Here is a 17,727-nt window from a genome sequence, read left to right as displayed (position 1 = left end):
TATTCTCCTCGTAGTAAACGACTTAGCGGTATCAATGTATATATGACAAATACTCCTACAGATATTGTCCCAATGGGACAAGTACATGATTGGTATTCTTTACGTTGGCAAATTGAGATTTTATTTAAAACGTGGAAATCATTCTTTCATATTCATCGTTGTAAAAAGATAAAACGAGAACGATTGGAATGCTATTTGTACGGGCAACTGATTGCCATTCTACTCTGTTCTTCTACCATGTTTCAAATGCGGCAATTACTTCTTAGAAAAAAGAAGCGAGAAATGAGTGAATATAAGGCCATATATATGATTAAAGATTACTTTCTTCTTCTTTTTCAAGCTATACAAAAAGACACCCAAGAGCTATCAAAGATTCTAATTCGCTTGTTCAATCTCCTACAGCAAAACGGGCGAAAATCTCATAGATATGAGAAGAAAACAGTCTTTGATATATTAGGTGTCGTTTACAATTGTACCATGCCTGATAATCAAGCGGCTTAAATCAAAAAAATGAAACCCATTAGGGTTTATTTCGTATGCAAATCTTTAAATTCCCTATACGTAGCCTTTAGAAAAAAGAAATAATCTCTACTATAATTGACGTTGTATGAGCTTAGCTTGATAGCGATGTGGCGGTACCCCTATGCCAATCAAGCTAATATTTTGAAATGCCCCAAAAACGAAAATTTTATCTTTTCATAGGTGTCCATGAGAGTTGAACTCATTTTTTCGTTTTGGGGTAATTTTGAATTCTTAAATTGATGGCAATATGGTGAGACCCTTTAATCATAATTAGCATTATGATAATCGTTATTTAAGCTGGGCACTCTTCCATGGGGACGATATTCTATGTGAAAGGTATTATGTTATTACTTGTACTGAGGCTCTTCATGTTCAATTTGTTGAAGACGAGGATTTAAAGATTCAATAATTTCTTGAGTTTGTTGTGCTGCACCTTTATATAATTGTTTTGCTTGCTTGTTATCAGTATCAAGAACAAATCCTTCTAGGCATGCTTGAGCACTCTTTAATCCAGCGATAGTTTGTTTAAGTTTAGTACTTACTGTCATGTAGTATTCCTCCTTGTAAATGTACTTCAAAATATAGAGTGCCTATTTTATTATCATTGTACGACTTCCAATTTTAGGGTTATGCGAATGAGAAATTTTATAGTTAATCATTCAAAGAGGGATTTTTTTAGCTAATAGATGCATGGAATAGTTTTGTCCCAATAACAAAAACTAACAGAAATAAAACGATAATATATAAAGGAGATTAAATGTGCTGAAAAAGATAAGAAGAATTTTCCGAGTATTCCTCTTTTTATTTATCGGTGGATGTTTAGTTCTGTTTGTTTGGGGTGAAATTGACAGAACGATAGCAGAAAAAAATGGGGTATTTAGCCAAAATTCTAGTCAATACCCTATGCGTCAAAGTGATATTATTTTGTATACAGATGGGAAACAGTTAAACAATCAACTATTCTCAGATATAGAGCAAGCAAAGCATTACGTGCATGTTAACTTTTTTTCTATTGCTGATGATAAAGTAAGCCATCAGTTTCTAGAGTTATTGCGGAAAAAAAGTCAAGAAGGTGTAGAAGTATACTATGCTTTGGACAGGTTAGGTGGAATTTTACTAAAGAAAAAGGAAAGAGAATTATTAGTTAAAAAAGGAGTTCATTTTACATATTACAATAAACCTGCTTTCCCTTATCTTTTTTCTTCTTTGGATCATCGGAATCATCGTCGTATTTCAGTTATTGATGGAAAGGTTGGTTACATTGGTGGATTCAACATTGGAAAGAAGTATTTGGGAGAAAAAGAAAAACTTGGTTATTGGAGAGATTATCATCTTCAAATACGAGGAGAAGGAGTTCAAGATTTAGAACAACAATTTGTATTAGACTGGAAGAGAAACTCAGAGAAACCGATTCCGATACACAATGCGGTAAAGGAAAAGGGAGCAAACTCGCAACGATTTACTGCATATTATAGTGGAGAAAAACTTGGGCAAGATTATAAAATGCTGTTTCAACAAGCAAAAGAATCCATTATTATATTAACACCTTATTTTATACCAAAAGATAGAACTATTTGGAACGCATTAGTAGATGCAAGAAAGAGGGGAGTCCGTGTCAAAATTCTATTCTCACCTCATTCGGATGCACTATTAGTTAAAGAAGCAGCATATCCATATATCCGAAAAGCATTAAAACAGGGGATGGAAGTATATGGTTACAAAAATGGGGTGTTACACGGTAAAGTATTTTTGATTGATGAAAAAGTATTGATGGTTGGGACCGTGAATTTTGATTCACGTTCGTTTCATTTAAATGAGGAAATGAACTGTTATATTCATGACCCTATCTATATTTCGAGAATAAAGCCAGTGATTAATGCAGACTTACAAAATTCAAAGCAAGTAACATCCTCTGACGTCAACCAATTATCTATAAAAGAAAAAATAAAAGAAAAGGTTGCAAAAATGTTTGAGTATTATTTGTAAAGACAATGTATTTTTATACTTGGATAACAGGGGCTATATGCTTAGTGATTTTACATATTTTCCATGGAATCAGCTGGGCAGTTGCTACAAGTTCGATAGAAAAGGCTGTGATTGATGTATTCCACGATCTCTTCGTGGAGAAGCAATGGCATGGCTTTAGGACCAGTATTAGATCTTTGGGTAATAAAATCATTTTCATTCTATTATCTATTTCTTCTATGTACAGGATTAGCACTTGTTGCATTCATACTTGTACTTGGTACAAAAATACCATTAATTCAACATGCATCAAAAAAACGCTAAGCAAAAATACAATAAGCTGCCCATATGGACAGCTTATTTACATAATTTTCGTTACAGGTAGTTCATTATTTATAAGTTAAACTCATTTATTTTTTACTCTCTTTACTTGACTTTGTTATGGAAGAAAAAGTATAAATTACAAGGGCTAACCAAATAAAGGTAAAAGCTATAAAATGAGCTTTTGTTAACGTTTCGTTATAAAGAAAAACACCGGCTATTAGTGACAGAGTTGGTGAAATATATTGGAGAATACCAAGCATAGATAATGAAACTTTTTTAGCACACTTTGTAAATAATAAAAGTGGTAGAGCTGTTACTATGCCACTCCCTATTAATAATAAACTGGTTGAAACAGAATTGAAAAATTGTATTTGAGATTGAAACATCAAGTAAGTCAAATATACTAACGCAATAGGCGAAATTACCATCGTTTCAAGTGTTAATCCAATGACTGAATCTGTTTTAATCATTTTTTTGGCTAAACCATAAAATCCAAAGGTAAGCGCCAAACTAAGAGAAATCCAAGGAATCACACCATAATGGAACGTTAGTGTTAATACACCAATGCCTGCTAATATAAATGCAAGAATTTGAGAACCACTTAACTTTTCTTTTAATGCGATTACACCGATTAACATACTTGTTAAAGGATTAATGTATTGACCAAGACTTGCTTCTAATATTTTTCCATTAAGCACTGCCCACATAAAGATACCCCAGTTTGAACTAATCAGTACAGAAGCAATAATAAGTGACCAAACTAATTTTGGATTTTTAACAATTTCTTTCATGAATTCAACATATGTAGACCATTTCTTCATGAAAAATAAAAGTACAAGCATAAAAATAAAGGACCAAAAGACTCGTTGTGCTAGAATTTCTCCTGAAGATACGTGTTGAATAAGCTTCCAGTAAATTGGAGTAATACCCCACATAATATAAGAAAGTACTGCAAACACAATGCCATCTTTTTCATTATTTAATTTCATTCTGAGCCTTCTTCCTAAATATTTAAGTGTTAAATTACCTGGTTTGTTTTAAATAACTATTAGTAGTAGGGTAGCAGGGAAAGTAGTGGTGTAATCCACTTTTTCTTTTTCGATAACGCTATTCATTTTTTATACATTCCTATCCTGGCATGGTTTTTGGGTTATTGGATTAGCAGAAAAACTGTATAAAATCTAGTATACTCCTAGCATGTTGTTTTCTTAGGTTGATGGCGGTATCCCATCAACCTAAGAAAACAGGTCACCCCCAAAATGATAAATAGGCTTTTTTCACAATAAAACCTAAAAATTTCGTTTTGGGGGTGTTATAAAACTTTATCTTGATGGAAATGGGGCGGTACCCCTGGTTTTAAGTTAAAAAAACCCCCGGAAATAAACCTTTTATAAATATGATTATTTTATTTCGAGGGGCTCCTTATAAATCTTAGCTATATATTTTACGAAATCAATGACGGGATAGTGTATGAGGGAACGGTGCTGCGTAAAACGGATCCCTTCTTTTTCCATTTTTGAAATGAGTTGTTCAATTTCCAACTCTTTTTGTTGTATCCTATTATAATTTTGATATACAATGTTTTTCCATTGATAGGAAGAACCGTGAAAAAAATTCTCCCCTTTTACCCTGTGACTAAATATAATTTCTATTTTTTCTCTTCGTTGTTTTTCCTTCATATGCGCTTCCGTTGACTGCATGTTTATCGCCTCTTCCCTTTTTGTTGTATACTGTTTCACAAAATTTGGTCTAACTCATCATAGCCAATGTGTATTAAGCTTGTTGGGAATTGTCGTTTAAGGCTATCTCATCAACTATATTTTTTTCAAGCGCTTAATCTAATATATTGGATTATAATCTTACGTCTAGATAAGTTGATAGTGTATATAAAACACTATCAATCTTTATTATAAAACGATTCTTTATAGGCATGCACCTTTTTACACTCACCAAAATTTACAACATGACGAGTATCTTTATCCATGAATGTTATTCTGTATTTACTGAGGTTATTTTTTATTTTGACTAACTAACATATTGTTTGCCTCAATATCTATTTTATAAAAAAGAAAATAGATGTAACGGTCCCTCTTTTGATAAAAAAATCCTATGAAAATATAGCACTCTTAAAGAGTTTTGTTACAAGTTTGTTATGTTTGATTTAAAAAAAGGAAAGTAATATTTATTTGTAGAAAATTTTTAGAGATAAAAATAAGCTGAATATTCATGGTAAGAAAAGGGGGCACTTATATGCTAACAAATGATTTAGATTTCCGATTAGAACCACGTTTAAAAGAACTGTATGAACAACATAAAATAAGAGCGCAGAAGATAGACTGGGGTTATCATGAGTTTTTACCATGGGATAAGGGAATGGACTTTAAAAGAGTTCCTTGGGATGAAAGTCAAGTTACTCTCCCTTCTGGTGTAATTACGGCCATTGAAACAGCTTTATTAACAGAAGTGAATTTACCATGGTTTACAACGTATTTATCTGCGACTTTTAAAGGTTCCCTTTCTGTTATTACAGACTTTATTCATACTTGGACCTCAGAAGAGGATCAACATTCGAATTTATTAGAGACATATTTACTACTCACTCGAAGTGTAAACCCTAAACGTATACATGAATTAAGAAAATCAGTCGTTGAGTGTGGATTTGAGCCTGATTTTCATACACCAATCGAAGCCATGACGTATACGACGCTACAAGAACTTGCAACAATGGTGTTTTACAATAATGTAGCTAAGGTGGCAAGTAAGCATGATCCAGATCTGGCTACATTATTACGCCGTCTTGCAAAAGATGAAACACTTCATTATGCGTTTTATCGAGACGTTATTCGAACACATTTAGAATTGGAACCAAATTATTGCTACCATATTGCCAATGTGATTAGGAATTTTAAAATGCCAGGTGCCGTCATGCCTGATTTTGAAAATAGAATGGCTGTGATTGCAAAAGAAGCAAACTATGGGCCACTACAATATTTTGATCAAGTACTTGATGTAGTGGTTGAGTATTGGGGGTTAAAAGACTTACGACCAATTGCCCCTCTAGCAGAAAAAGCAAGAATTGAGATTTTGGAGTATCATATAAGATTGAAAAAAATACGGGATCGATTTGGCCGTTTTCAAGGAAAAACTGATCTACGTTAATGAGTAGAGATTTCAGAATATACGCGTGGGAATTCCCTTTTCTTTTATTTGAAATCTAGAACGCTCTCTATTATTTTGCGGCTGTTTTCCTTAATTTAACTTCCGAAGAAAAAAGTTATTGACACCAAAAATAAACTCATGATATTATTGAATTTTTGATAAAAAATAACATATGTGTTAAGCTTGAGAAGGTTACCACATATGGAGGTGGGTTATATGTTTCAAATTGGGGATAACATTGTTTATCCAATGCACGGAGCAGGTATAATTGAAGCCATAGAAGAAAAAGAGTTCTCAGGGAAAAAGCAACTTTATTATGTCATAAAAATGTCCATTAGTAATATGCAAATCATGATTCCTAAAGGCAAAATATTGAGTTCGAATATACGCCCAGTTATTGATATACTTACATTAACGCGCATTATACACATTTTTCAGCATGGAGAATCAGGCGAATTAATGCCTTGGAAACAAAGGTATAAAGTAAACACAGATAAAATAAAAACGGGTGAAATACAAGAAGGTGCTGAAGTTATACGTGATTTAATCCGTATAAAGAAGGAAAAAGCACTGAATACAAGCGAAAAAAAATTGTTGGATGATGCATATAAATTTTTGGTCAGTGAGCTAGAATTAATTAAAGGAATCACTGAAAAACAAATAAAAAGTTTCTGTTGAGATTTATTATAAATACTGTATGACATCCCTCGGAAATATCCTGAATTCTCTGGGTATATGATGATTATTAAAAGGAAAGTATTTCAAAGATATTCAATTTCTTCAACTCACTTTTAGAGTAGATACCTCTTTTGTTATTACTTCAATCTAATCCATTTTTATTTTTAAATTTCTTTTACGAACGTTTGAAGTTTCATCAAATAACTAGATTAAATAGTCACTTGATTTTTACAATCCTGATTCACACTGGCACGGACAAGGAGCAGTAAGGATGAAAGAGAGGTAGGGCTTTCATTGTTTTAGGTAATATACTATCTAAGTCATTATTTCTAGAAGAAAAAACAATCAATCTCACCACTATCTTTAAGAGAGCCTTATATCTACTGAGACGGTGAATAGTAATTGTTTATCTTCTTTACTTAAAATTGATAAACGAACTGGTAACACCATATGGTCAACTACAAAAATTGGTTTCCAGACCAGGAAACCAATTTAAATTTTATTTACATACCAATAGTAAATTAAGCAGTAAGAAGGAGTACACACATGAAAAAAATGTTAACAAAAGAATTAAGTAATGAATTAAAGAAGCGAGAAGGGATCATCTCTATTACAGTTGAGTCTTATGAAAAAATCGAAGTTGGTGGAATTCGTGTAGATGGACCAGCTATTATTCTAATTAATCAAGAATAGGTAAAAATAGTTGCATACAAGGAGAAAAGGATCGGCCTTTAAGAGAAGGGGGATCCTTTTTGTTTGTTGCAGCCAATATGGGATATAAATAACTTTTATCTGATGTGTTGGGGTTAAAAGGAAGGAGAGGATGGAAATTATCATGGTGGAAAGCTTAATATTGGTAGGATTTCTTTTTACGTTATATAAATTAGTTGATAAAAAAACAAACTAATTATTTAAAACGATAGATTGTTTCTTTTTTTAGGGCGAGATTTATCTGAGAGTGAAATGGATCATATAAAGGAGGAATTAAAATGGATGCAAGGAAAAAACGCATAAAATACGAGAAGATGTCAAAAAATTATGATCGTATTTATTTAGTTTCGTTTATCCTATTAATTGTACTTGTTTGTAGTAGTGTGATTATCATAGGAGCTACAGGGGGAAAATATGGAGTATTTTTATTGTTAGCAATTTTACTTAACGCACGTATTACGAAAGAATCTCAAAAAAAGTATGAGCACTATTCTAATAAAGGGCGTATTTAAAATGATACATAACCAGAAAGGAACAACCTAGATGTATATTCAAAATATCCCTTTATCATCTCCTATTAACTAGTAAAAGTAACTTTATATAAATAATTTTTTAGCAATGTAGAAATAGAAACCGTACCCTATTAAAATGTTATTTCCGTCCATATAATGAATTATCCTTCTAGCATATTTATAAGATTTATATCATATATTAGTAGAAAGAACGCAAGTTAGAAAGGAGTCTTATAGAATGAGTTATTTGGAGGGAAATGACTTTAGTAAACAAAATATGGTAAGTGTGCCTAATCCCTATGTATATCAGACATTACAATCAGTAATTGGTAAACATGTGGTTATTGAAACTGTAAGAGGAAATATAAGAGGGAAATTAAAGGATGTGAAACCAGATCATTTGCTCATTGAAGATACGGTGCCATATATTGTACGCATTCAACAAATTGTATGGATTATGCCAAAACAATAATCAAATAAAAACACAGGGTTTTATCTCTGTGTTTCTTCAAATTTTCGTTTTTGAATATATGCTTGAGCATGGATAATTTCTTTCTGAAGTTCTTTTAATTCTTCCGTAGATCCAGATTCAATCCTCATGTACGTAGTAACTAGACTAATCATCATATCCATCTTCTCTACTATATTTTGAATGACCTGTTCAGATTGCTCTTTTTTAGGGTGTTGTATTGCTATTAAAGCATTTTCTATATAATTGTTCTTTCGTTGCTGGATATCATAAATAAACTGTTTTGTGTTTGAGTTCATTTGTTATTCCTCCGTTTTGGATATACTTCTATTCTATCATATTTGAATGGAAAATATGATATTACCCTAAATTCACACCTGTCCAGGTTTTAAGGTATTCATAATGTGTTCTAAATCAACTTTGATGTACTGAGACTGTTTTTTTACTGTTCCATTTCGAAAGTATTCAGGAAACTCATTTTTGATATACACTATATTATTTAGTTTAAGTCGCGATATCATAGTATTTCTTTTGGTTTTTTATTTGATTCCAATTACAAAATTATAATAGCATTTCAATAGTAAGGCTATCTCTGCATTTTATCTTTATACCGTCATGCTATTATCTTGATATAACTATGTTGAATGTAGTAGTGACGGAAATAGTGAAAGATTTCTAATTGGTTAACATATAAAATAAACTATTTCTTCCTTACAATAAAATAAATCGTGGAGAAGATAAAAGATGCAAAGAACAATATTAATTGTAGAAGATGAAGATATTTTACGTGAAATTATGAAAGATTACTTATTAAACGAAGGGTATAACGTCTTAGAGGCGATGGATGGGAAAGAAGCGTTATCTATATTTGAAGAGCATGAGGTGCATTTAATTATTTTAGATATTATGTTACCGGAATTAGATGGTTGGACGGTTTGTCGGCGAATTCGGAAGAAATCTAATGTACCTATTATTATGCTAACGGCTCGGGTGGATGAAGATGATACTTTACTTGGATTTGAACTAGGAGCAGATGATTATGTTACAAAGCCGTATAGTCCTCCTATTTTATTAGCAAGAGCAAAACGATTAATGGAAAGCCGATATTCTTCAGCTGTTAATGTACCAGCTGAAGACACATTAACGAGTAGTGGTATCCATGTACATTTTCCTTCTCGTACAGTAACTATAGATGGGGAAGACATAAATTTGACTCATACAGAATTTGAAATAGTAACGTATCTCATGCGAAATCAAGGAATTGTAATTTCGAGAGAACAACTAATCAATAAAATTTGGGGTTATGAATTCGCTGGGGATGATCGCACTGTTAATAGTCATATTCGTAATTTGCGTCATAAATTAGGACAAAAAGCAGCTTGTATTGTAACGGTTGTACGAGCTGGTTATAAATTTGAGGGACAAGTATGAAAAAAGGAATTGTATTAAAGTTATTTATGTTAACAACAGCATTATGCACACTTATTTTAGTAACTATTTTTATTGGACAAACTATATTTTTTAAGCAATACTACGCAAATCGAAAAGTTAATGATATTAAAACAAATATTCAATCCTTTGAAAAAGCATATATAAAAGCTGGAGATGATGCGAAAGTAATTCAAGAATTAGAACAAAATTTCTATCAAGAGAATGCGACATGGATTACAACGTTAGATAGTGTAGGTAATATAAAATATGCAAATGATTTTTCTATAGAAATTCAATTAGACCCAAACGAAAATAAGATATTTTCTGAACGTTCCATTCACATACCGTTGTATAGTTTTATCAATTTAGAAGATATACAGAGGATGAAATATAGTTTAGAACAAGGGAGTCATATTATTATCGACGGAGTACAGAAGGGGGATATAGTAGTCCCTGCGATGTTAACAATAAAAGAGAAGAATGTTGGGCTAGAGAACAAGCAACTGTCAGAAAGGTTGTATGGGCCAAAAGCCGTATCTTCAAAAGAAAGTTCACAATTATATTTAGCGGGAAGCATTCAAAACGTGCAATTACCGGAGGGGACTGTAGGAACGAACTTTATATATGGAAATCGTGTGCTTATAGATAGAATAAAACAATTTCAGGTTGATTTATTATTGAATCAAAAATCTAATGATGTTACTTCTACAGAAATAATGGATTACGAAGAAAATGATATTAAATATAAAGTTTTAATCAAGCCAACAAAAGACGCGGGGGGTAAGACAAACTATATATTTGCTATGACATCATTGCAACCAGTTGATGAAGCGGTACAAATGATAAAGGATTATTATGTATATTTAATTATCTTTGTATTGATTTTAATTGTTTTGATATCGTTCTATTACTCAAAAAAAATCGCCAAGCCATTATTACAAATAAATGATACTACAAAAAAAATCGCGGGTTTAGATTTCTCTGAGACGATACCTATTACTACAAAGGATGAAATAGGTGATTTATCACAAAATATTAATACACTTTCTAAAGCTTTGCATTCGTATATTCATCAATTGCAGCAAGATATAGAGAAAGAAAAGCAATTAGAAAATACACGTAAAGAATTTATCGCGGGTGTTTCACATGAGTTAAAAACACCTTTAAGTATTATGAAGAGCTGTATTTCAATTTTGGAGGATGGCGTTGCCAGTAATAAAAAGGAGTATTACTTTAAAGCGATGTCAAAAGAAGTAGATAAAATGGATATGCTCATTATTGATATGCTCGAGTTAGCAAAATTCGAATCTGGTACGTATAAAATGGAAATGGGTGTTTTCCATATTGATGAGATGATCGATTACATATGTGAGCAATTAACCTCGGATATAACAGCTAAGCAACTACATGTTCATAAACAACTTTCTAAAATTGAAGTTGTTGCAAACCAGCATCGCATAGAACAAGTTATAACGAACTTTATTACGAATGCGATTCGTTACACACCAGAACAGGAGAATGTTATTATTTCTACAATAGAAGAGAATGAACGTGTAAAAGTATGTGTAGAAAATAAAGGGGCTCATATCGCGCCAGAACATTTAGAGAAAATATGGGATCGTTTCTATCGAGGGGATACGTCTCGTCAACGTTCAAAAGGTGGAACAGGATTGGGCCTTGCTATTTCAAAAAATATATTAGAGCTACATGATGCGGAATATGGTGTTTCAAATACAGAAGATGGAGTATTATTTTATTTCTATTTAAATAAAAACGTGTAGAATTTTTTCTACACGTTTTTATTATTTTTAAACGAAATCGACATTATCTGCATTTTATCTTTATCAGCATTCATTACTATTTTCATTAGAAAGAGAATGAAAAGTTGATAAGGAGATTGTTAAAATGAAAAAAAGAGCGATATTGCTTTTGCTTATTATAATAATAATGGGTACAGGCGTTAGTTTCATACATGCTAAAGGGCATAAAAACATATCAAAAGAGGATTTACGATTAAAAGGAAAAACTATTGTAATTGATCCAGGGCATGGTGGAGGAGATAGAGGGACGAAAGGAAAGAAATTAGGAACGATTGAAAAAGAGCTTAATTTAAAAGTAGCACAAAATATAAAGAAAGAATTAGAAGAAAGAACGGATGCAAAAGTTATATTAACACGTGAAAAAGATACGAGCTTACTTCCAGAAACAAAACAAAAGGAAGAATTACAAGCACGTGTCAAAGTAGCGAAAGACCATGCGGCGGATCTTTATATTAGCATTCATCATGATGCTTTTGAGGATACAAATGTAAAAGGAATAACAACTCATTATGGATCTAATAAAAGGAAAGATAAAAAGTTAGCTAAGACCGTACAAGAAGCTATTTTTGATCAAAATATAGACAGCCGAGATCGAGGTGTTCATGGAAGTGATTTTCTTGTCTTACGAGAAAACCCTTCTCCGTCTATTTTAATTGAATTAGGATTTACATCTAATGTGAGTGATGAAAAAAGAATGAATTCAGAAGAATTCCAAGCAAAATCGCAACAAGGTATTGTGGATGGCATTATTAATTATTTTACGATGTAATAAAATAGGCAAATAGAAAAATACTATTCTTTCTAAATCTTAATTAGAAAGAATAGTATTTTTTATTTTGGGTGTATATTTATTTTTCAAATTTAACTGTATTAATGAAACAAGTTCTTTTTTAAAAGTAAACACAATACGCTATTCTTTAACTGATTTCGACACTATCTGCATTTTATCTTTACCTCTCTCTATTAATCTATTTATTGTAAACACCGGTTGAAACGAATGATTCAGTCGAATAAAGGCTCAGCTTTATAAATAATGAAAATTAATAGGGAAAGGATCGAAAAATAATGAAAGAATCACAAAGTAAGAAAAAAACAAGTCGATTAACTAAGGTAATAATATCTCTAGGAGTTGTTTTAGCGACGACCTTTTTCACATTCTTTTTAATTGGGAAATGGAACTCTACCCCAGCGAAGGGAGTAGCTAATGAAAGTAGTAATCAAGTTAATACGCAACAACAAGAAAAGAAAAAAGAAACACCACCAGCAAAACAGAAAAGACCTGATGGAAAACCGGTAGGAAAAGTTGTTTATTTAACATTCGATGACGGTCCTAGCGAATTAACTGGGAAATTTTTAGATGTACTAAAAGAGCAAAATGTTGCTTCGACATTTTTTATGCAAGGTAGTAATTTACAAAATACAGGTTTTCAGGAAAATGTAAAACGAGCAGTAAAAGAAGGACATTATATTGGTGCACATAGTATGACACATAATAGTGATAAGCTATACAAAAAGGGACAATTTGTACCGGAAATGCAAGAAACGTTAGCTCTTATCCATAATATTACGGGTACAACTCCTAAACTAGTTCGTCCACCATATGGATCTGCACCAGGATTAAAGGGTGAGGAAATTCGTAACCAAATTGTAGAAGCAGCAATAAAAGTTTGGGATTGGACAATAGACTCAAATGATTGGAAATTAAAAGATAATCCAACTCAGATTATCGAAAATGTAAAGAAACAAACAACAGAAGAAGTAGAAGTTGTTTTAATGCATGAAAAGGCGCAAACATTACAAGCACTTCCTGAAATTATTAAATTTTATAAAGAGCAAGGGTATGAATTTGGGGTATATAATGACGAGGATCATTTTCGTCTAAACTTCCAAAAAGATCAACGTCTATAGTATAAACATAGTTATTTTAAAAAGGTGTTTTTATTACTAAATCAATAATTAAGCCAAAAGTCGATTTCCTATACGATAAAGAAATCGGCTTTTTTTATAAAGTTGACTTTTTGATCAAAAAGGTTTATTCTACTTGTGCAAGTAACGACTTGCATTCGGGTTTGGATAAAGATTATGTGAAAGTTGGATGAAACGTGAATGAAATGACAAATACATCAGAACGTATTATTGAGGCTTTTTTAGAACTATTTCGCACTCATGGCTATAAGGGAACGACGACTCGCTCGATTTCGGAATTAGCGGGCGTAAACGAAGTAACGATCTTTCGGAATTTCGGAAGCAAAAAGAATATTATGGAAAAAGCTGTCGAATCTTTATCGCGTGATATGGAATTGAATAAATTAATGCCTGGAGAGATGACTTGGAATCTTGAAGATGACTTGCTATCTATTGCAGAAGGATATCTTGCATATATAGAAAAGTTAAAGGATTTAATTTTGATTAGTTTTCAGGAAGCTGAAATGTTCCCAGAGCTTAAAGAAAAAATTGCATTAATTCCTAAACAATTAAAAGATAATTTGGTTTCATATTTCATTGAGATGAGAGAAAAGGGAAAGCTTATTGAAACTGATATGGAAGCTCAGGCGATGAACTTTATTTGGATGAATTTCGGTTACTTTCTTTCTAACTCACGCTTCGGGGACAATTTATTTTCAAATTCAAAAGAGATTTTTCTAAAACATAGTGTCCAACTATTTTCTAGGGGGCTAACTCCCTAGGTCTTTTTTTACACCGGATGCAAGTAAGTACTTGCTATAATAAAACAACAAGGAGTACGACAATGAAAACTTTAAAAAATTTCTTTAAATTCCCCCCAACATTCATTGGAATTGCAACAGCATTTGCCTTTCTGTTAATTTTCTTTTGTGTGTGGATGACTGCATACGATGGTGTTACTGATCGGGTAAACCAATTAAAAATCGGATTAGTTAATGAAGATAATCAAATGGGAACTGATATTGAAAAAAGCTTGAAGGAAAATCTGCCCTTTAAAGTTAAAAGCTATAGCTCGGTAATGCACGCCCAAAAAGACATGGATAACAGGAACTTAGATATGGTTATTCAAATTCCTGCAAATTTCTCAAGCCTATTGAAAGAAAATAATACTACAGAGATTAACTATTTCATCAATCAAGCAAACTCATCTTTGGCAAAACAGATTATGGAAGGCGCGGCAAAGGATATTACGCAAACAGTTAATAAAAATGTATATGCGTATAAACAAAAGTTTATTTCATCTAACCTATCTAACGAACTAAGTACAGTGATACCGTCAGAAGAATTGGCCCAAAAGTTATCAGAAAACATTACGAAAGCTGTAAGTTCATTAAACATTGATTCTGTGCAATCATCTGTCGAAAAAACAAACAATACAGATGGCTTTGCAGCAACCATGATTCCATTTTTAATTGTTCTTGCTTCATGGGTTGGAGCTATGCTTATGAGTTTAAATCTTAATATTGTTGCAACAATATTAAAAAACACGCACGGAAAATGGTCTATATTTTTCTCAAGACAAGTTATTAATATTGTCGTATCTGTTATTTTAGCTATTATCACGTTATTATTGATGACCGTATTTAACGTTAAATTGAATACAAGCTTGTTTGAAACATGGATCTTCCAAACTCTTGTCTTTTTCTCTTTTTTAAGCGTAACGCAAATGTTTATCGTTCTATTCGGTCCTGCGGGTATGATGTTTAATATCATATCGCTGTCAGTACAATTAGTTACTTGTGGAGTAATTGTTCCAAAAGCGTTACTATCCAATTTTTATCAAACTGTAGGTTCTCTTTTCCCTGGAACTTATGTAGCTGACGGATATCAAACAATAATTTTTGGTGGGGGAAATCTATCACACGATATGAATATTCTTCTTTGCATTTCAATTATTACCATTCTTATAGCGGTGGGGAGAATTATGCTGCAAAGAGATAGTAAAAGTGAATTGATCAAACAAACTGCCAACAGATAAAAAGCTTATGGTCATTAGATGATGATACATTTATAACTTTCTTTTACAGGTAGCACCCATACCAGCTGAAAATAAGAAGGATTCTAATGAACACAATTAACGTTTACATTATCTTTTTTGAATGAAAAGGGTGAAGAGATTAAAAAAATATTTTACCTGCAGTTAAAAATGTTCAAGATTTTACGATAAGCAATGTAACTAAAGAAGAGGTTCAACAGTTAAATAATTTGTTAAGAAAATTATTTAATGTAAGTTATTAATCAGTGGTTCCTTATAAAATTTTTATCTTTTATAGGGAACCGAAATTTAACCTCTTACCTTATAAACATGTAAGGGCCAACATCTAAATAAAGGAGTGGATACATTATGATGAATGAAAAGGTAGCAATTATAACTGGAGCTAGTAGAGGAATCGGAGCCGCGACGGCAAAGCTGTTTGCTGAACATGGAGCGAAGGTAGTTGTAAACTATGCCAATAATAAAAAAGCTGCACAAGAGGTAGTAGAATCCATTCGTGAAAAAGGTGGTGAATCTATAGCCATTCAGGCAGATGTTAGAAATCAAGATGAAGTAGATTCTTTAGTAAAAGAGACAATTTTACAATTTGGAAAGGTTGATGTTTTAGTAAACAATGCAGCCATTTCTTTTGCTATGAAATCCCTCTGTGATATGGAATGGGATGAATTTAGATCTAAATTAGAAGAAGAAGTTAAGGCAGCTTTCATTGCAACAAAGTCAGTACTACCTTTTATGAAAGAACAAAAATATGGAAAGTTAGTGTATATTTCAAGCAATTTAAGTCATCTACCTTTGCCTAATTTTATTGCTCATGGAACAGCAAAAGGAGCACTTAATTCTTTCGTAAAGTATGTAGCACAAGAGTTAGGTCCGTTTCATATCACAGCAAATGTAGTAGCGCCGGCTATGGTTGAAACAGATGCCACTTCACAAAATCCTGTAGAGATAAAAGAACAGGTGAAAATGTCCACTCCATTAGGGAGAATTGCTAAACCCGAGGATATTGCACGCTCTGTATTGTTTTTTGCAAGTGATCAAAGTGCATTTGTTACAGGTACATATGCTCCTGTATCGGGTGGCATGGAAATGAACAATTAGTTATTAAAAAGTCTTAACATAGCACGTTCACTCGCAGCTTATAGGTGGTAATCCAATCACATTAATATCTGATCCAAACAATTCAAAAAGAATTTAATATGGTATTTTTGATAGAGGGTTATGGAGAAGAAAAGACCGAGTGGAATCTATTGTGCAAGAGGGCTTGTATCTGGTAGCTATCAAATTATGTACATTGAAAAAGGCCACTTTAACATAGTATTTTAATCAATGATTTTATTATGGAGAGAAATTCCTTCTGAACCGTGCCTCCAATTGTTAGTTAACTGGCTAACAATTGGAGGCACGGTTTTATTGTGTCTATAAAGTATAAATTTGAATTAAGAAGACATGCCCTTGAACATTATTTAAATACAAATATTTTAATAAGATTTACCCTAGAAAATCAAAAAACAGGAATATATAAAAAAATTTATGAAATAACAATACAAGAGCTTTCTCATCTTCTCCGCAATGTCTTTTTTAGAAATCTATGCAAAAGAGCCTTTATTGTAAGAGTATCTTGTTGGTAATGATCAAAAAAATCTATATTGTAATATAAAAAATCACTATGATATGAAAGGATATCTTGTAACAATCCCAATAAATTCTTCTCAATAATTGAAAATAAAATCAATCCGGATTATTATATTGTTATTGTAAATTTATTTTATTGAAGGAGGATACATAGATGAAAAGCTCAAAAGGCTCTATTGAATCAGAGATAAGCAAAGCAATTACTCACTGGGAAAAGGACTACCTAGGACGCGGGTCTATATCCGTTAAGACAGATATATTACGGGATATGATTATCGTAAATTTACAAGGTGTTTTAACGCCGGCTGAATATAGTGTTTGCGAAACAAAAGACGGTATGCTAACGATAAAGAAGAATCGTTCGGAGCTAGTTGAATCTGGAATTGATGATCTGAAAGAGATTATACTAGAATTAACTGGAGAGAAAGTGAAAAGCTTTCATACGGATATAAGCTCCCGTACAGGCGAACGAGTGATGATTTTTAAATTGCTTCATAATCTTGAGGAGAAATTTTAAAAATACCTTAAGGTTAGTGGAAGGAT

The 17,727-nt window shown here is 32.2% G+C and carries 19 protein-coding genes and 1 pseudogene; 16 read left to right on the top strand and 4 right to left on the bottom strand.

The annotated features are described in order from the left end of the window. A partial coding sequence (locus tag HFD78_RS23635) for a transposase (protein WP_191968117.1) occupies positions 1-501 on the top strand: 501 nt, incomplete at its 5' end. Between the two features lie 368 nt (positions 502-869). Here the strand turns inward: HFD78_RS23635 and HFD78_RS23630 are convergent. Next, complete coding sequence (locus HFD78_RS23630; protein WP_000218933.1) at positions 870-1,070, bottom strand: DUF1657 domain-containing protein; 201 nt, start codon at positions 1,068-1,070, stop codon at positions 870-872. A gap of 211 nt (positions 1,071-1,281) precedes the next feature. Between HFD78_RS23630 and HFD78_RS23625 the strand changes: the two genes are divergently transcribed. Both HFD78_RS23625 and HFD78_RS30000 read left to right on the top strand, forming a co-directional pair. Further along, a complete protein-coding gene (locus HFD78_RS23625; protein ID WP_000913872.1) occupies positions 1,282-2,508 on the top strand; it encodes a phospholipase D-like domain-containing protein in 1,227 nt (408 codons plus the stop codon). After that, positions 2,496-2,805 (top strand): annotated as a pseudogene (locus HFD78_RS30000) (MFS transporter); the annotation flags it as partial. The gene HFD78_RS23625 and the pseudogene HFD78_RS30000, both read left to right, overlap by 13 nt. Before the next feature lie 92 nt (positions 2,806-2,897). Here HFD78_RS30000 and rarD read toward each other — a convergent pair. After that, the gene (rarD, locus tag HFD78_RS23615; protein WP_000773903.1) at positions 2,898-3,800 is read right to left on the bottom strand and encodes an EamA family transporter RarD; all 903 of its coding nucleotides are present in this window, start codon (positions 3,798-3,800) and stop codon (positions 2,898-2,900) included. 411 nt (positions 3,801-4,211) lie between these two features. Further along, entirely contained in the window at positions 4,212-4,511 is a 300-nt protein-coding gene (locus tag HFD78_RS23610; RefSeq protein WP_001191994.1) for a hypothetical protein, read from the bottom strand. A 550-nt stretch (positions 4,512-5,061) separates the two neighbouring features. On the opposite strand from HFD78_RS23610, the gene HFD78_RS23605 reads away from it, so the two are divergent. The 5 genes from HFD78_RS23605 to HFD78_RS23585 all read left to right on the top strand — a co-directional run bounded on the left by HFD78_RS23605 (position 5,062) and on the right by HFD78_RS23585 (position 8,343). After that, complete coding sequence (locus HFD78_RS23605; protein ID WP_000957101.1) at positions 5,062-5,970, top strand: acyl-ACP desaturase; 909 nt, start codon at positions 5,062-5,064, stop codon at positions 5,968-5,970. A 216-nt stretch (positions 5,971-6,186) separates the two neighbouring features. Further along, the gene (locus HFD78_RS23600) at positions 6,187-6,648 is read left to right on the top strand and encodes a CarD family transcriptional regulator (protein WP_000486298.1); all 462 of its coding nucleotides are present in this window, start codon (positions 6,187-6,189) and stop codon (positions 6,646-6,648) included. Positions 6,649-7,194: 546 nt separating this feature from the next. Beyond that, a complete protein-coding gene (locus HFD78_RS23595; protein ID WP_000738548.1) occupies positions 7,195-7,341 on the top strand; it encodes a BC1881 family protein in 147 nt (48 codons plus the stop codon). 296 nt (positions 7,342-7,637) lie between these two features. Beyond that, positions 7,638-7,871 (top strand): hypothetical protein, encoded by a 234-nt coding sequence (locus HFD78_RS23590; protein ID WP_000340044.1) that lies wholly within the window; start codon positions 7,638-7,640, stop codon positions 7,869-7,871. A gap of 238 nt (positions 7,872-8,109) precedes the next feature. Further along, positions 8,110-8,343, top strand: coding sequence for a YuzF family protein (locus HFD78_RS23585; RefSeq protein WP_000120818.1), 234 nt, complete (start codon positions 8,110-8,112; stop codon positions 8,341-8,343). 20 nt (positions 8,344-8,363) lie between these two features. On the opposite strand, the gene HFD78_RS23580 is transcribed toward HFD78_RS23585, so the two are convergent. Beyond that, a complete protein-coding gene (locus tag HFD78_RS23580; protein WP_001087712.1) occupies positions 8,364-8,639 on the bottom strand; it encodes a hypothetical protein in 276 nt (91 codons plus the stop codon). A 445-nt stretch (positions 8,640-9,084) separates the two neighbouring features. On the opposite strand from HFD78_RS23580, the gene HFD78_RS23575 reads away from it, so the two are divergent. The 8 genes from HFD78_RS23575 (at position 9,085) to HFD78_RS23540 (ending at position 17,701) form a co-directional block, all read left to right on the top strand. Further along, on the top strand, positions 9,085-9,771 hold the full coding sequence (locus HFD78_RS23575) for a response regulator transcription factor (protein ID WP_001189873.1): 687 nt from the start codon (positions 9,085-9,087) through the stop codon (positions 9,769-9,771). Beyond that, positions 9,768-11,552 (top strand): sensor histidine kinase, encoded by a 1,785-nt coding sequence (locus tag HFD78_RS23570; RefSeq protein ID WP_000715394.1) that lies wholly within the window; start codon positions 9,768-9,770, stop codon positions 11,550-11,552. Before HFD78_RS23575 ends, HFD78_RS23570 begins: the two co-directional genes overlap by 4 nt. A gap of 124 nt (positions 11,553-11,676) precedes the next feature. Then, the gene (locus HFD78_RS23565; RefSeq protein ID WP_000745358.1) at positions 11,677-12,360 is read left to right on the top strand and encodes an N-acetylmuramoyl-L-alanine amidase family protein; all 684 of its coding nucleotides are present in this window, start codon (positions 11,677-11,679) and stop codon (positions 12,358-12,360) included. A 296-nt stretch (positions 12,361-12,656) separates the two neighbouring features. Beyond that, positions 12,657-13,499, top strand: a complete 843-nt coding sequence (locus HFD78_RS23560) for a polysaccharide deacetylase family protein (protein ID WP_000665180.1) — start codon at positions 12,657-12,659, stop codon at positions 13,497-13,499. 194 nt (positions 13,500-13,693) lie between these two features. Next, complete coding sequence (locus tag HFD78_RS23555; RefSeq protein WP_001004645.1) at positions 13,694-14,278, top strand: TetR/AcrR family transcriptional regulator; 585 nt, start codon at positions 13,694-13,696, stop codon at positions 14,276-14,278. Positions 14,279-14,340: 62 nt separating this feature from the next. Then, the gene (locus tag HFD78_RS23550) at positions 14,341-15,534 is read left to right on the top strand and encodes a YhgE/Pip domain-containing protein (protein ID WP_000854133.1); all 1,194 of its coding nucleotides are present in this window, start codon (positions 14,341-14,343) and stop codon (positions 15,532-15,534) included. Positions 15,535-15,900: 366 nt separating this feature from the next. Next, on the top strand, positions 15,901-16,650 hold the full coding sequence (locus HFD78_RS23545; RefSeq protein ID WP_000980809.1) for an SDR family NAD(P)-dependent oxidoreductase: 750 nt from the start codon (positions 15,901-15,903) through the stop codon (positions 16,648-16,650). A gap of 688 nt (positions 16,651-17,338) precedes the next feature. Continuing rightward, entirely contained in the window at positions 17,339-17,701 is a 363-nt protein-coding gene (locus HFD78_RS23540; protein WP_000842548.1) for a Na-translocating system protein MpsC family protein, read from the top strand. Positions 17,702-17,727 lie beyond the last annotated feature (26 nt).

Source organism: Bacillus sp. EKM501B (genome assembly GCF_011800505.1).
GTDB classification, from domain to species: domain Bacteria; phylum Bacillota; class Bacilli; order Bacillales; family Bacillaceae_G; genus Bacillus_A; species Bacillus_A cereus.
This window is presented reverse-complemented; position numbering and strand designations above follow the sequence as displayed.